At 58.8% G+C, this 16177-nt stretch carries 7 protein-coding genes; 4 read left to right on the forward strand and 3 right to left on the reverse strand.

The features are described from left to right. Positions 1-58: 58 nt before the first annotated feature. The gene (locus ESZ00_RS09630) at positions 59-1732 is read right to left on the reverse strand and encodes an amidohydrolase (RefSeq protein ID WP_229741162.1); all 1674 of its coding nucleotides are present in this window, start codon (positions 1730-1732) and stop codon (positions 59-61) included. Positions 1733-1907: 175 nt separating this feature from the next. Between ESZ00_RS09630 and pdxR the strand changes: the two genes are divergently transcribed. The 4 genes from pdxR (at position 1908) to ESZ00_RS09650 (ending at position 10856) form a co-directional block, all read left to right on the forward strand. Next, positions 1908-3335 carry a MocR-like pyridoxine biosynthesis transcription factor PdxR gene (pdxR, locus tag ESZ00_RS09635; protein ID WP_129208064.1) on the forward strand — a complete coding sequence of 476 codons (1428 nt, stop codon included), beginning with the start codon at positions 1908-1910 and terminating at the stop codon, positions 3333-3335. Between the two features lie 217 nt (positions 3336-3552). Next, the gene (locus ESZ00_RS09640) at positions 3553-4842 is read left to right on the forward strand and encodes a protein kinase family protein (protein WP_129208065.1); all 1290 of its coding nucleotides are present in this window, start codon (positions 3553-3555) and stop codon (positions 4840-4842) included. Positions 4843-4941: 99 nt separating this feature from the next. Next, complete coding sequence (locus ESZ00_RS09645) at positions 4942-7251, forward strand: GH92 family glycosyl hydrolase (RefSeq protein ID WP_129208066.1); 2310 nt, start codon at positions 4942-4944, stop codon at positions 7249-7251. A gap of 221 nt (positions 7252-7472) precedes the next feature. Further along, the gene (locus tag ESZ00_RS09650) at positions 7473-10856 is read left to right on the forward strand and encodes a TonB-dependent receptor domain-containing protein (RefSeq protein ID WP_129208067.1); all 3384 of its coding nucleotides are present in this window, start codon (positions 7473-7475) and stop codon (positions 10854-10856) included. A gap of 116 nt (positions 10857-10972) precedes the next feature. Here the strand turns inward: ESZ00_RS09650 and ESZ00_RS09655 are convergent, their stop codons facing one another. Next, entirely contained in the window at positions 10973-12403 is a 1431-nt protein-coding gene (locus tag ESZ00_RS09655; protein ID WP_164981436.1) for a tetratricopeptide repeat protein, read from the reverse strand. Between the two features lie 79 nt (positions 12404-12482). Then, a complete protein-coding gene (locus tag ESZ00_RS09660; protein WP_308419059.1) occupies positions 12483-15956 on the reverse strand; it encodes a TonB-dependent receptor in 3474 nt (1157 codons plus the stop codon). Positions 15957-16177 lie beyond the last annotated feature (221 nt).

The raw sequence follows: 16177 nt of genomic DNA on the forward strand, positions 1-16177 counted from the left end.
TTCTTCGGCAAGTATTGCCGGGATGCGGTGCAGGTCTGACGAGGCTCCTACGATGCCTTCAGGGCCTGACAATTTCGCCACCGAGGACAGTGGTCAAAACCTTCACGTTCTCGATCTGAGCTGGGTCGATGTGAAAGATGTCGTCGGAAAGAACGTCGAAATCGGCGAGCTTCCCTGGTTCGAGACTGCCCTTGATGTCGTCCTGGCTTTCTGCATAGGCAGAGCCCACGGTGTAGGCATGAACGGCTTGTTCGACGGTGAGCTTCTGCTCCGGGAACCATCCGTCGGGGTGCTTGCCATCCAGCGTGCGGCGTGTCGTGGCTGCGTAAATCGTGAGCATTGGATTGATGGGCGCAACGAACCAGTCCGTTCCAAACGCGAGTGTCGCGCCGGAATCGAGCAGTGACCGAAATGCGTATGTACTTTTCGCACGCTCGTGGCCGAGGCGTGTTTCGGCCCATCGTCCATCATCGATGGCGTGATAAGGCTGCACTGAAGCGATGACATGAAGCTGCCCGAAGCGCGCGATATCTTCCGGACGCAGTGTTTGTGCGTGTTCGATCCGGAGACGGCGATCAGCGGGACCGTCTTCTTTCTCCAGACGCTCATAAAGATCGAGAATGACTTTGTTCGCGTGATCGCCGATGGCGTGCGTGGCGATGTGATTACCGGCCTGATCCGCAGCCTTCAATTCGGCATAGAACTTCTCTGGATTGGCGAGGTCTTCCGAAGGAAGACCTCGGTTGCCCGGCTGGTCGTCGAAGGGCTGCTCAAACCATGCTGTCGCCGAGCCGAGGGAGCCATCGGCAAAAGCTTTGAGCGAGCCGATGACCAGCGTATCGTTGCCGAAGTTGGTCATGATGCCGAGCGCGCGATAGCGGGCACCTTCGGGCAGTGGAAAGCGGGCGGCAACGCGAACCTTCCACTTGCCTTCCGCCATCAGGCGCTGGTAGCCGCGCACGACGCGGGCTTCCATGTCGGCCGCTTCGGTACCGGTAAAGCCCATGTCCTGTACGCTGGTTACGCCGTTATCGAGGGCGTATTTCTGGGCGGCGAGGAGTGCGGCATCCACCTGAGCATCCGTCGGCGGTGGGATAGCGCGAGTGATGAGATCCTTGGCCGCGTCCTTGAATATGCCGGTGGGATTACCATTGGCGTCACGGACGATCGTTCCGCCAACGACGTCCTTCGTATTTTTATCCACGCCGGCGAGCTTCATCGCCAGCGCATTGGCAAGAATCTGATGCCCATCGGTGCGCTGGACCCATACAGGATTATGCGGAGTGACAGCGTCGATCCAGTCGTGGCGCGGTAGCTCCACGGGAGACCATTTCTGTTCGTCCCAGTTCCCGTCGACAATCCAGGCGCCGGGTGGCTGAGTTTTTGCGAAGGCTGCGATGCGGGCGACGAACTCTTCGCGGCTGCGGGCATCGGTGAGCTGAACGCTGGCCAGGCCTTGCCCACCCCAGAAGAAATGAACGTGTGCGTCGTTGAAGCCTGGAACGACGCGGCTTCCCTTGAGATCGATCACTTTCGTATTCGGGCCGGCGAGTTTCTGGATTTCGGCGTCTGAGCCAACGGCGAGAATGCGGTGGCCGGAGATCGCGAGAGCTTCCGCTTCGGGCTGCCTGGGGTTCTCCGTCCATATCTTTCCGTGCAGAGCAATCATGTCTACCTGCGCGAAGAGTGGGCGGGAGAGAAGAACCGCCACGAGCATGAGGATTTTTCGCACGTAATCTCCTGATCCGGATACCGGGAGCGATCGAGCTGGATGGCTGCGAGCTCCATGGGGCGTATGCTTTTGCAGCGTTTCGTAAAAGTACGGCGAAGTCTGGATGGTGTAAAGAGCCAGTTTATGCAGTTATGCTGGTGCCAGATTTTCGTTTATCACCCACCAGAGGTTTTCCATGAAGGGTTTTGAACATCTCGATCTGGATCGAGACCATCGGCGCACACTGCAAACTCAGCTGACCGAACAGTTGAAGGTCATGGTCCAGCAGGGTGAGCTTCGGCCGGCGGAGAGGCTGCCGTCGACGCGAGCACTGGCCGACGAACTCCGGATATCGCGCAACACGGTGGTGGCGGCCTATGAGCAGCTGGAGAGTGAAGGGTATCTACAGGCACATGAGCGGAGCGCCTTCACGGTTGGAGCAGCGGCAAGAGCCTTCGCGCGACCACGGCAGGGAGATGCCAAGCCAGGACAAAGAGTGGTGGGTCCGCCGCGAACTCTGATTGCACCCAGGCCATTCCGGCCAGCCCAGCCGGATATTCACCTCTTCTCGCTCAAGACCTGGAATCGTCACCGGACCCGGGTGCTGCGTGAAGCCTTGCTGCTGCAATATCAGTCGCGATTCTCCATGGGACTGGATGTGCTGCGGCAGAATGTCGGGGCATATTTACAGGAGAGCCGTGGGATCCGCTGCTATTGGGATGAAATCGTGATCACCGGGGGCTCGCAGCAGGCGCTGTTCATGGTGGGACAGCTTCTTCTGGACTCCGGCAGCAGCGTTTACATGGAAGACCCCGGATTCCCCGGAGCGATAAGAGCATGGCAACAAACGGGAGCAACGATTGTGCCCGCGCCCGTTGATGAGGAAGGGATCTGTCTGCCGCTCCCCATGGCGGAACAGGCAAAGGTGGTGTATGCAACTCCCTCCCATCAATTCCCACTTGGTGTATGCATGTCTTTGGCGCGGCGATTGGAGTTGCTGCGGGTGGCGCGCGAGCGTGAGCTGTGGGTGGTTGAGGACGACTACGATTCGGAGTTTCGGTACAACAGTGCCCCGCAACCCAGCCTGCAGAGTCTGGACGAACATCGCAGGGTGATCTACGTGGGATCGTTCAGCAAGACATTGTTTCCGGGGCTCAGGCTCGGTTACATGGTCTTGCCGCCACAGCTGGTGGAGCGTTTTGCACGGCTGAAGGCGACGCTTGAAGATCATGGACCACTCATCGATCAGGCAACGCTCGCGAGTTTTCTGGAAAGCGGAGCATTCGACTCGCATCTTCGCCGCTGCCGGAGAATCTACCGCGAGCGGCAGCAGCTCTTTCTGGACCTGGTAAGCCGGAAGGGATTGCCCTTGCGCTTTCCGGTAACAGGTCGGGGTATGAACCTGGCGGGACACTTTGTAATGGAGACCGACGATGCCCGAGTTGGTGCAGCTCTGGAAAGGGAAGGAGTCGACACTCCCGCGCTCTCTTCTTATTGCAGCCAGGCTCGGTGCTCGGGGTTACTGTTTGGGCTCACGGCGTTTACGGATGCCGAGATCCGAATGGGCATCGAGATGTTGGCGAATACGCTGGTCCGTAGTGTGGAACATAAGAGAGGCAGATAGGGAAGCACGCAGATTACGTCCGCGTTAGGCCTGGGATGAAAATCACTTTCATGCGCATGGTTGGGAGGGCAGGAGACGGTAGTACAGGAGAACGGCTATTCTAGTAAGCACCTCTGCTCCAGACTCGCTGTTTCGGGCGGAATAGCCCAGAATCCTTGTGTCGAATTTATCTCCAGAATCCATGCAGTCAGAAGTTGCCAGTGAAGCATGCGATGCCTTGCTCCTGCGCATCGTGGAAAGCCAGGAATTGCGGCGTTCAGCGCGGTTGCGTGAATTGCTTCTTTACCTGGGCCGATGTCACCAGAGTGGGGCGGGGAACGTCCGCGAACAGGAAGTAGGCGCGGCGGTCTTTGGACGGGCAGAGGACTATGACACGACGCTCGATAACATCGTGCGGGTGAATGTTTCCGAACTGCGCAAGCGGCTGGCGCACTACTTTCAGGAAGAGGGCGCGCAAGAACCGGTCATCGTGGAGATTCCGCGCGGTGGGTATCTGCCGAAATTTGTGCGCAGGACCTTCCTGGAAGAGCCAGAGCCGCAACCCGCCCAGGAGGCAACTCCTCTAGCGACAGCGGTGGCCGGAATAGCGGCGGTCGAAGCGGGTGCAGTGATTAAGGTGGGCCGAGCAGAGCGTAACCCGAGGCGATGGCTGGTGACCGTACTCGTCCTGCTGATGCTCGTGGCCGGAGCCGGATGCGGGGTACTGATCTGGCAGAACGCGGCTCTGCGCACGGAATTGCATCCGTGGACGGCGGACCCGGCTCTTGAGAGTCTGTGGTCACAGTTTTTCGCAACGGGACGCGAGGTCGATATCGTCTCGGCCGATACCTCGTATGCACTCGAAGAGGATGTGCTGCGGCAGCCGATCTCGCTCGAAGATTATCTGAACTACAACTACAAGCGGCTGGGTAACCGGTCCGATGTACCGCAGGCGACACGGGATGCACTGGAACAGATTCTTGACCGGGATAGCGGGAGCATTGGGGATTTTCAGGTGGCGGTGCGCATCCTGCGACTGGGTGGTCATGATGAACACCTGAAGGTGACTTCGGCACGGTTTTATTCGCCGGAAAGCCTCAAGACGAACGACCTGATCCTGATCGGAAGCCAGCAGTCGAATCCGTGGGTGGAGCTTTTCCGGGACCGGTTGAACTTCTATCCGGAATATGATCTTTCTCTGCACCGCTCGTTTGTCCATAACCGCGTACCTGCCAAGGGCGAGCAGGCGGTTTACACGGCGGCCGAAGAGCCGAACCGGGGTTACAGCGTGATTGCGTTTCTGCCGAACCTGAACGACCGGCAGAATACGTTGATCCTCGCGGGGACGGACTCGCGGGCGACGCAGGCAGCGGGAGACTTCATCACGTCGAGATCGGGGATGCGGGAGATTGCGAAGCGGCTGCCGGTCGGCCCGTATCCGCATTTCGAGGTGTTGCTGTCCTCTTCGCAACTGGTGGGCACCCCGTTGCATACGGAGGTTGTGACGGTGCGGGTATTCGACCACTGAGCCCGGCGGAGTTCTTACTTTGCTCCTTACAGTAAAAGTGCAGCATTTTTCCAATCACTTACTTGCGCTCGGGTAATGCGGTGAGCAGAATCTTTCGCAATGTCACTCCACGGGTTTCTTTTCACTTCACCATGTAAGCGTCTTCTTCTGCTTTTTCTCCTGGCTGTCGCGGCGCTGCCGTCGATAGGGGCTCCTCATGCTTCTCCTTTAGATGAGGGAGGAGATCCGACGAGCCTGGTCAACATGATGATCGGTACGGCGGCCGAGGGGCAGACTTATCCGGGCGCGAGCATGCCCTATGCGATGACGCAGTGGACGCCGCAGACGCAGGAAGGAGAGACCAAGTGCGTGCCTCCGTACTACTACGCCGATACGCGGATACAGGGGTTTCGCGGATCGCACTTCCTGAGTGGCTCTTGCGCGCAGGATTACGGCAGCTTCACGGTGATGCCGCTGGTTTCGGCGGAGAAGCTTGACGCTCAGGGGCGGTCCGCGGCCTTTTCGCACGCGCATGAGGTCGCGCGTCCTTATCTGTATGCTGTCGATCTCCAGGACAGTGGCATTCATGCGGAGATTACGGGCTCGGAGCGGAGCGGAATGATGGAGTTTCATTTTCCAGCCAGCGCAGAGATGGGATGGATCGACGTGGAGGACAACATCCGGCTGGGTACAGGAGCGATCCGCATCGATGCCAGGCGGCAAGAGATTACAGGGTATAACCCGGTGCACCGTATTTATGCAGGCAACGGAAAGAATGCGGGATTTTCGGGGTACGTGGTGATTCAGTTTGACCAGCCGTTCGAGGTCGGAGGCACCTGGACGCCGGCGGCGAGGCACGAAGGTGCAATTGAGCAACAGGGTGAGAGCGGAGCGGCGGGAGCGTATGTACGTTTTCGCTTGCCGGAGAGCCATGTCATCCATGTGCGGATCGGAACGTCATTCGTGAGTGTGGATGAGGCGAGGCGCAATCTCGAAGCAGAGATGCCGGATTTCGATTTTATGGCAGCGGTGCAGCGCTCCCGCGACGCATGGACAGCGGCACTGGGGCGGTTTGCGGTGGGAGGCAACAGCCCGGACAGGAGCATCTTCTATACCGCGCTGTATCACGCCATGCTGCTGCCGCGCATCTACAGCGACCGGAGCGGGACGTATCCGAAGTTTGCAGGCGACCCGGCGGGGGGACAGACGGAGCTGGCGAAGGGGTTCACGTATTACTGCGACTACTCAGTATGGGACACCTTCCGGGCGGTGCATCCGCTGTTGACGCTGGTGGATCCAGCGCGGGACCTGGATATGGTGAAGTCACTGATTGCCAAGGGCGAACAGGGCGGATACCTGCCGATTTTTCCGGCATGGAGCGAATACACCAATGAGATGGTAGGCGACCACGCGGGAGTGATCCTTGCTGATGCGTATGTAAAAGGTATCCGCGGCTTCGATGTTGAGGAGGCCTATCGGCTGATGCGAAAGAACGCCACGGAGACGCCGGAGGAGCAAGCGCTCTATGAGGATGGTCGAGGCAGGAGAGCGCTTCCGTCGTATGTGAAGTATGGCTATATCCCACTCGAAGACCCGGTGCCGTTTGCCTTTCATGGAAACGAACAAGTGTCGCGGACGCTGGAGTATGCCTTCGATGATTTCGAAGTGAGCGTAATGGCGAAAGCGCTGGGGCATGCGGAGGATGCGGCGATGTTTGCGCGGCGGGCGCAGAGCTGGCGCAACGTGCTGGACCCGGAGACGGGCCTTGCGCGCGGACGGCATGCGGACGGGACGTGGGTCACCCCCTTCGAGCCGGGCAAGACGGCCAGCTATATCACCGAGGGACTGCCGTGGCAGTACACCTTCTTTGTGCCGCAGGACATCCCGGCTCTGATCGCCTTTGAGCACGGGCCGGAGAAGTTTGCACAGAAGCTGGACGAACTGTTTGCCGGAGGTTTCTACGACCACGGCAATGAGCCGAGCCACCATATCGCCTATCTCTATGATGACGCTGGAAAGCCATGGAAGACCCAGCTTCATGTGCACGAGATCATGCAGAAGGAGTACCGGAATGCTCCGGCCGGGCTGGCGGGCAACGACGACGCGGGACAGATCTCGGCCTGGTATGTGATGTCGGCCATGGGAATCTATTCAGTGACACCGGGGACGCCTCGGTATGCGATTGGGACACCGCACTTTGACGAGATGCGGGTGCGGATGGGATCAGGGCGGGAGTTGCACATCGTGGCACATGGAGCTGAAGCGGGACAGTTTTATGTCCGGACGGTGCGGCTGAATGGGCGGGAGATCACGCGGCCCTACCTGCTTCACGAGGAACTGGAAGAAGGTGGGGAGCTCGAGTTCACGATGAGCGATCAGCCGATGAAGGGAAAAGAGGAAGTCTTCACCCCTGTGCGCACTGTGAAATAGCCTCTCCTTACGTGAATCTCACTGTAAATTCACTTGTCTGCGCTCCTTGCGAATCAGCAGGATGGATGCCGCTTCAGAAACAGCACTTTCTGCTGGTGGTGGATACTGCTCCATCTTCCGGGCACGGCCACGCAGGCGTGGCGTGTCCAGGGGCAATCGAAGAGTAGGCCTCCGCGGACGGCAGGTTTCCGAGGCAGTTTTAGGGAAGCCAGGAGAAACAAATGAAGAAGATAGAGAAGGCGCTGAGTAGAATCGCCATGGCCTTAGCGCTGATGTTGACCATTGTTGTCGGAGGCAGCCGTGCTCTGGCCCAGGGAATCACGGGCACGATTACAGGAACGGTCACCGATGCCAGCGGGGCAGCGGTTCCAGGCGCGACGGTCACCATTCTGAATCTGGATACGAATGCGGTGCATGCGGTGCATGCGTCCGATGCGGGTACCTATACGGTGACCCAGCTGCCGCCAGGAAATTATTCGGTGACGGTGGAGAAGCCCTCATTCCGGACCTTCAAGCAGGCCCGGCTCGTGCTGGCGATCGACCAGACGGCTGAGGTGGATGCACCGCTGGTGGTCGGCTCAGAGGCGCAGACGGTAGAGGTTTCGGCGGCTCCTCCGGTGATTCAGTCCGAGGATTCGTCGGTAGGTTCGGTGATCGATTCACAGGCGATCCAGAACACGCCGTTGAATGGGCGGCTGAGTGTGATTGGACTGATTGCGCTGGCACCGGGCGTGCAGAACTCCGGCGCGCAGGATCAGCTGGCGACACGCGGCGTGACGGCGGCAGTGGGTACAGGCTCACGCAACTCCTACGGCGGACTGGGATCGACGCTGGACGGTGTGACAAACCAGGAAGTGACGCTGCAGCGCGGCGAAGGCGAAGTGCCGTCTCTGGATGCGATCTCGCAGTTCAAGGTGCTGGCGACAGGCGCGCCGGCGGAGTTCAACCAGCCGGCACAGATTATCGTGGTAAGCGCGAGCGGTACGAACCAGCTGCACGGCGAAGCACTCGAGTACAACCGCTCGAAGGGCATGGGCGCGAAGACGTATAACTTTTCGACTGCCGCGGCGCCGGAGCGTCCGCCTTACCAGCGCAACGAATATGGCGGCAATCTGGCGGGGCCGATCTATATTCCGCATCTTTACGATGGCCGGAACCGCAGCTTCTTCTTCGCGGCATTCGAAGGCTTTCACCTGACGCAGTCCTATGCTCTGAGCAGCGAACAGCCAACCGAGCTGGAGCGTGAAGGGAACTTCTCGGAATTTCTCTCCGGTGGAGTGTGCGCGACCTCATCCGCAAATACAGTGACGATCACGAATTCGAATTTCACCAATAACGTGATCAATTCCTCGTCACTGATCAACACTGTGGACCAGAAGCTGATGAACCTGCTGTACCCGAAGCCGACGCAGTCCGGCTGCGGCACGAATACCTATGAGCAGGTTGCGGCGCTGAGCAAGTCGACGCGCTTCTCGTTGCGGCTTGACCATAAGATCGACGACAAGAACCAGATCCGCTTTACCTGGCTGCGGGCCTTCTATGGACCGAACCAGACTGTGGGTACGGACAGCCTGCAGGGCGGCAACTCGCAGGACGGCGAGCACAACAGCAACTTCATCCTGGGTTACACACACATCTTTTCTCCTACGGTCGTGCTCGACCTGAATACCTCGTACTTCCACCTGCCGATTTATCGCACGCCGCAGAACGTGGGAACAGATTTCTCTTCAATTATTCCCGGGCTGGGTACAGAGCTGATCGAGGGCGCGCCACAGATCTCGATCACCAATATCACCGCGGTGTCGGAGTCGGGCTCAAAGGATCTTGAGCAGGACGCACAGATCAATGCCTCGTTGACGAAGGTATTCGCGCGGCACACGGTGAAGGCCGGCGTCTCTTACCTATTCAACAACCACTGGAATGACTCGGTAGAGAGCCCGCAACGCGGTTCTTATACCTTCAATGGGCACTACACGGGCATTGCGTTTGCGGACTTCATCCTGGGTGATCCGATCTCGACCGGCAACGCGACGCCGAGCGACTACATCACCAAGAATCTTTCCCACCAGTACGGTCTTTATGTGCAGGACGACTGGAAGCTGCGGCCCAACCTCACCATCAATATGGGGCTGCGGTATGACCTGCAGTGGTTCCTGGACAGTCCTTATGGCGAGAACTCGCTGTACATCCCATCGCTCGAGAAGGTAGTGGTCTTTGGGAAGAGCTTCCCGGCGGCAGCGGAGAGCTACATTGCTGCCAATCCGTCGATCCCGATTGTGCTCTCATCCTCGGTGGGTCTGGGATCGAATGTCTTCTCCTATCTTGGGCAGGACAAGAACAACTTTGCTCCACGACTGGGTTTTGCCTATGAGCCGATGCAAAACACCGTGGTGCGCGGAGCCTTCGGCATTTACTTCAACCTGCTGCCGGCCAGTTATGTGGGCACGGCTCCTTTTTCCACGCTGCCTTTTGTGAGCGCGGTGACCTATACCAATTCGAGCAGCTCGACTCCTTCGTTCACCATGGATAATCCGTTCTCGGCTACGGGAAGCTACAGCGCAAACCCGAGCGTGCTGGCGCAGGCAAAGACAACGACTCCTTACACCGAGGCCTATAACCTCGCGGTCGAGCATCAGTTCCCGAAAGAGCTTTCGCTGCGCATCGGTTACGTAGGGCAACACAACCTGAAGCAGAACAACTATGGCGGCTCGGGCAACTATGCGCCGAATATCAACCTGGCCGATCCGCCGGTGATTGGCAAGACGGTGCAGAGCACGAACCTGGTGCAGCCGTTCTCGACGATCAGCCTGGATATGGCCCCGATCTTCCACAGCTCCGAGAATTCGCTGCAAGTCGGTGTGCACAAGCAGTACAGTCACGGCATTGCGGTGGGCGCAGAGTACTCCTGGACGCGGGTGCTGGGCACAGAGAATCTGGAAGACCCTTCGGGCAGATATCCGAACGATTCTTATGGGCCGATCGGAGGCATTGCGCCGCAGGTGCTGACGGTGAACTATTCCTATGTCCTGCCCTTCGGCAAGGGGCAGACCTTTTTCTCGACTGCTGGCGATGTGGTCAACAAAATCATCAGTGGATGGCAGCTTTCCGGCATCAGCGTCTTCCAGGGCGGCCAACCCTTTTCGGTGACCTATACGGCATCGGGTTCTCCGACCGGACAGGTGAGCGGACGCGCGAATGTGGTTCCGGGTGAGAGTCTGTATCCCAGGCACAAGACGAAGTCGGAATGGTTTAATCCGGCAGCATTCACCGCTCCTCCCTGCTATACGGCATCGGGTACGGTGAGCTGCAGCAGCTGGACATCATCCAGTCCAACGACCTATGCCAGCTATGGCGATTCCGGCTATGACATGCTGCGCGGGCCCGGTTTCCAGGACTGGGATATGAGCCTGCAGAAGAATATCGAGTTCAAAGAGCGGTATCGGGTGCAGCTGCGTGCGGATTCGTTCAATATCTTCAATCATCCAAACTTCAGCACGCCGGTAGCATCCATCACGAATTCCAGCGTAGGCGAGATCACATCCAGTTCCAGCGTGCCAACGTATGAGCAGCGCACGGTGGAATTCGCGGCAAAGTTCAACTTTTAACGAGTCCTGTTCTACCCGTTGTTATCCGTGGCGCATGTTGATGCGAACAGTGTCGGCATGCGCCACTTTTTTATGAGCAGCCGGGTATCTGGCGACGCTCTCAGAAGAAGAAATTCTCACTGCATGGTAACGAGGAACGTCTTGACCTGCTTGAGGCGTGCGTCAACGTTGTCTCGCTCTTCGGCGCTGAATTTGCGCTCAAGGGTGATCTCCTGCTGAGCGCGCTCGCGCTCGCCGGTGTGGTTGAGAGCCAACGCAAGGCGATAGTGAGCAGCCGCGTATTCGGGCCGCAGGCGGATAGCAGCCTCCAGTTCGGGAATGCTCTGCGGCCACTGGCTGCGCGTCTGTAACAGCAGGCCCATGCCGTAGCGCGCCTCGGGAAGATCGGGCTGTGCGTGGACGGCGGATTCAAGGAGGCGTTGGGCGAGGTCAAGCTGCGCGGCATCGGAGGGCTGGTGAAGGATGCTCGTGGCCGCGTAAGTCGCGAGGATGGCGTTCTGCGGATGCTTCTCTGCAAACGTGATCAGGGAAGCGCAATGCGGATCGGAGCCCTCGGTGAGCACGGTGCAGACGCGCCCGAGCAGCTCGGCGTACATTTCGTTCGAGGAGTCAGCCGCGAGCAGGTCGGCGAAGACGGGGATGGCCTTGCTGTAGTCACCATTGGCGTAATAGGCGATGCCGAGCCCGGCGCGCATGCGGCGGCTATCGGGAAAATGCTCGATGCCGGCGGAGAAGACATCGATGGCCGGTGTGAAGGTCCAGTGACGCAGCAGTTCGATGCCAAGCACATACTGATTCGCCTCGGTCGGTGCAAGCCGTACAGCATTGGCATAGTGCTGGGCCGCGTCCTTGTAGCTGCCGAGTTTCTCGTCCACGTCACCGAAGAGCGACTGGGCCTCGGCGGAAGACTCCGCGCCGGGCAGGCGGCTGAGCAGTGAGGCCGCTTCAGCAGCATCATCGGCACTGTAGTCGGCGAGAGCGGCGTTATAGAGCAGGGTAGGGTCGTTGGGTTCGAGAGCCAGAGCCGCGCGATATGCTTCAGCGGCCGGTTGCGGCTGGTTGAGCTGCATCCGTACTTGTCCGAGCGCCTGCTGAGTCGCTGCGTTGGATGGGTTCAGATGCGCGGCCCGCTCGAGTTCGTGCGCAGCCTCCTGCGGGCGGTTGAGCTTGAGATAGGCGGTGCCGAGGTTGGCGTGCGCAATGTCAGAGCCGGGCTGCTCGAGAGCAGCCGCTTCAAGCAGCGGCGTGGCCTCGGGAATTTTTTCTTCTCCGGCAAGCAGCAGGCCAAGCGATTCGTTGATTTCAAAGTTATGCGGATGGCGTGCATGGAGCTGGCGGAGCAGCGGCTCGGCAGTGGTGGCGTCGCCACGGTTCATCGCATCCATGGCACGGGCAAAGGCCTGCTGATCTGCGGCGGAGACAGGCGCGGCGGCTTGTTGCCCGGCCTGTGCTGCGGGAGCGGGTAGAGCAAGGATCGCGGCGGAAAGTAAGAATAGAAGGAAATTCACGCAGACAATGCGGGCGGAGATAGGCAGGCGCAGCAACAAGGAGGGAAGCCTCTTCTGTGGGACATGGTAACGGCCATGTCCCTCAGAAGAAAAGTGGTTGGAGTCGAATCCATTTCGCCTAAAACTGATACTTGGCGGCGAACTGGAAGAAGCGGGCATCTGGTGTGAAGTTCTGGAAGGTGCGGGGAGCGGTGATATTCCCCAGGTTGGAATTGATGGTGGTGATGCTGGGCTCACCATATGCCGGTGTGTTGAAGACGTTGAAGATATCCGCGCGGAACTGGAATGTTTGTTCGCGGAAGGTGTGGAAGTCCTTAAAGACGGACATGTTGACACGCTGATATCCGGGACCGTAGACGTCGTTGCGGCGTCCGCCGAGGTAGGACTCGACCTGAGTGATGCCGGTGACGAGCGAGCCAGTACCGGAGACCGGAATATCGGTTCCGGGCAGCGGGTTGGCGAAGGCGCAGGGATTGATCCAGTTCGTGAGGTTGCGTGTCTTCGTCGCGCAGGTCACATCAGGATTGGTGGAGTTTGGCGTGCCGCCTGATTTGAATGGATCGCCGATACGAATGGCACGCGTGCTGCCGCCGGAAGGACCGCTGTTGTTGGGATAGACAGTGAAGGGATTGCCGGTCTGCGCCTGGAAGGTGAGGTTCGCGGCCCATCCTCCAATCACTGTATCGGCAATAGCGTTCTGGTTAAGGTATTTGCGGCCCTTGCCAAAGGGCAGCTCGTAGTAGGTGTTGAAGGTGAAGCGCTGGCGGGTGTCCCAGGCCGAGTTGCTGTAGTCGTAGATGATCGGCAGCAGGTTCGTGTTCCGGTAGCCGCCGTCGCCAGTGGAGCCGAGCGGAGTAGGCGCATCATCGAGCGAGTGCGCATACGTGTACGTGGCAAGGAAGTCGAATCCGCTGCTCATACGCTTTTCCAGCTTGGTCTGGAATGAGTTGTAGTTGCTGGAGCCAGCGTAGTTGGTATACGCCGTACCGCCGAAGCCGGGGAAGGGACGAACGGTCTGATCGCTGTTCGCCGGATTCTGCAGAGCCATGGGGTTGTTGGGGTCAGGGAAGACTGCCAGGTGGCGGGAAACATCGCCCACATAGCTGAACGTCGCGACCATATTGCTGGAAACCGAGTGCTCGACCGAGAGGTTGTAGCTCATGGTGTAGGGCGTATGCACGTTCTCGTCGGAGCCGCGCAGCGCAGGGGTGGAGATGTAGTTCGCCAGGCCGGCAGCAAGGGCGTTTGAGAACCCGTTTTCGAGAGAGACGCCACCGTAAGCCGAGTCGCTGATGCTCTGGCAGCTTCCAGCCGTGCAGGAGGGTGCGGTGAAGGTATCGGTGAATTGGAAGGGATAGTTTTCACCGAGGTTCGGGTAGTAGCCCGTACTTTCGAGGCCACCGTAGAAGAGACCGAAGCCTGTGCGGATAACGGTCTTCGGGTCGAGCGAATACGAGACGCCGAAGCGAGGAGCGAAATTCAGTTTTTGCGCATTGATCAGTGCGGGGTTGTTCGAGTACCCGAGGCTGATGTTGTTGGAGGTGAGCAGGTCAGTAAATGCGGCGACCAGCGGGTAGCTCTGCTGCTGTTTGGGAATGAGGTATTTGGCTGATCCGCTGCCAATGCTCGAGGGACCGGTGAGATAGTAGGTCGCCTGGTATCCACCTACATCCTTGTAGGGCTGGTAGTAGTCATAGCGCAGGCCGATGTTGAGGGTGAGCTTGTCCATGGCGCGCCAGTCATCCTGGAAGTATGCGGCGCGATACCAGTGGGCGTCGCCGTTTTTGAACTCGTTGGAAAGCTCGGCATAGTAATTCTGGTCGGCGAGGAAGTCGGCTACTCCGTAGCCGGTATAGCTGGCGTTCAGGTCGCTGGTGTACTGGCCGGTGAAGTCATAGGTGCCGCGTGGGTACGGTGGCTGCAGGGTGGAGAAGCGCAGGCTCTGGAAGCTGACGCCTGCCTTGAGCGAGTGATTGCCGGCGACCTTGGTGACGTTGTCGAGGATCTGGAAGACGTTCTCGTGTTCGTCGGTGACATAGAACGTCGTGCTGCCAAAGGAGGAAAGGCCACCGATGCTCACGTTCGGCAGACCACCATTCAGCGGGAAATCAGGTCCGTAAGGAATGCCGCCAAGACCGAGGCTGGCAGCGATGTCCGTGGTGGCGTTGGGCTGCTGATAGCCGTCGTGGAGGTAGTTGTAACCGAAGCGGAACTCGTTGGAGAGCGTGGAGCTGAAGATATGGGTCTCGCTGCCGACGAAGTTTTCGCCCAGATTGATGATGGTGCCGGTGGTGCCGAAGCTGCCGCCGTCGAGAATAGGGCCGAGCGGAGGGGTGTAGTCGCCAGGCTCATGGTAGTAGCTGAAGCGCGCGAAGAGCTGGTCCTTGGGGCTGATGTTCCAGTCCATACGCGTGTCCCACTGCCACGTGTTATCAATGTCGCTGGCGTTGACGACATAGTTGCTATAAGTCTTGCCGCCGTTGGTATTAGGTGAAGGGTAGAGGTTGAGGATCTTTTGTGCCAGGGCATCAATCTGGCTGGAGCAGAAGACGTTCTGCTGGCCATTGCAGGTAAGCAGGGAGGACCCGCCGGAGTTCGGCTGGTAGAGATAGATCGGTTGAGAGCTGCCGGTGAGCGAAGTGTTGAGCAGTTCGGTGAAGTTGCCTTCACGCATGAGCGCGGTGGGCACCGATTCTGTCGTGGTGTTGCCGAAGATAATACGATTGGCCTGTACATCACCGAAGAAGAAGAGCTTGTTCTTGATGATGGGGAAGCCCAGCGTTGCGCCGAACTGGTTCTCTCGATATTTAGGAACTGAGAGCGCGTTGAAGTTGCGGGCATCAAGTACGTCGTTGCGGAAGTACTCCCACATGTCGCCGTGGATCTGGTTGGTGCCAGACTTGATGCTGGCGTTGATGACCGCGCCGGCAGAGTGGCCAAACTCGGCCGAGTAACTTGAAGTCTGGACCTTGAATTCGGCAAGGGCATCAGGCGGCGGCTGTACGACATAGCTGGCGCCGTTCACGAAGTCGACGACGTTGGAGTTGTTATCGACGCCGTCAAGAATAAAGTTGTTCTGCTCGGCGCGTTGGCCGTTGGCGTTGAAGTCACCTTTGCCCTGACCGCGTGAGCCTTCCGGCGGATCGGCTCCGGCGGAGAGCTGCGCGATGTAAACCCAGTTGCGGCCATTAAGAGGAACGTTATTGATCGTCTGAGCACTCATCACCTGTCCGACAGAGCCATCCTGGGTCTGCATGAGCGGCGGCGCGGTGGTGACGGTGATGGTCTCGGTTGCCGCGCCAGGCTTGAGCGTCATGTTGACGCTGAGGCGCTGCTGTAGATCGAGGTGCACGTTCTGTTGCGTGGTGATTTCAAAGCCGGAAGCGCCGGCACTGAGCGTGTAGTTGCCGATCTTGATCGGCGAGAAGACATAGACGCCGCTGGAGTCCGCTTTACCTTTGAGCACGAGGCCGGTGTCTGTGTTGGTGAGTGTAATGTCGGCGTTCGGAATGGCAGCGCCGGTGGTGTCGCTAACGATACCAGTGATGGTTCCCTGGTCAGTTTGCGCGATGGCAGCATGTCCAGCTGTCAAGAGAAATACAGCAAACATCGCGAAAAGGAGGCGTCTCGATGCGCCTCTATTCCATTGCGTCAATTGCATTGCACAACCTCCTCGAAATGCCGTCTGCGCATCTACCGCAGCGGCTGATGCAATACCTGCCAATGCGAACCGCAATTGCGGGCGGTTGTTTAGCAGGGAACAGCGGAGGCCTGCACCTGATCGAAGATCATCCTGAGAGCACTGTCCTCTGG

Source organism: Silvibacterium dinghuense (assembly GCF_004123295.1).
Taxonomy (GTDB): domain Bacteria; phylum Acidobacteriota; class Terriglobia; order Terriglobales; family Acidobacteriaceae; genus Silvibacterium; species Silvibacterium dinghuense.

Excerpts from the sequence above, each read along its gene's own strand:
- ESZ00_RS09645 (WP_129208066.1), top strand. The coding sequence starts at position 4,942 with ATGTCACTCCACGGGTTTCTTTTCACTTCACCATGTAAGCGTCTTCTT.
- ESZ00_RS09650 (WP_129208067.1), top strand. The coding sequence starts at position 7,473 with ATGAAGAAGATAGAGAAGGCGCTGAGTAGAATCGCCATGGCCTTAGCG.
- pdxR (WP_129208064.1), top strand. The coding sequence starts at position 1,908 with ATGAAGGGTTTTGAACATCTCGATCTGGATCGAGACCATCGGCGCACA.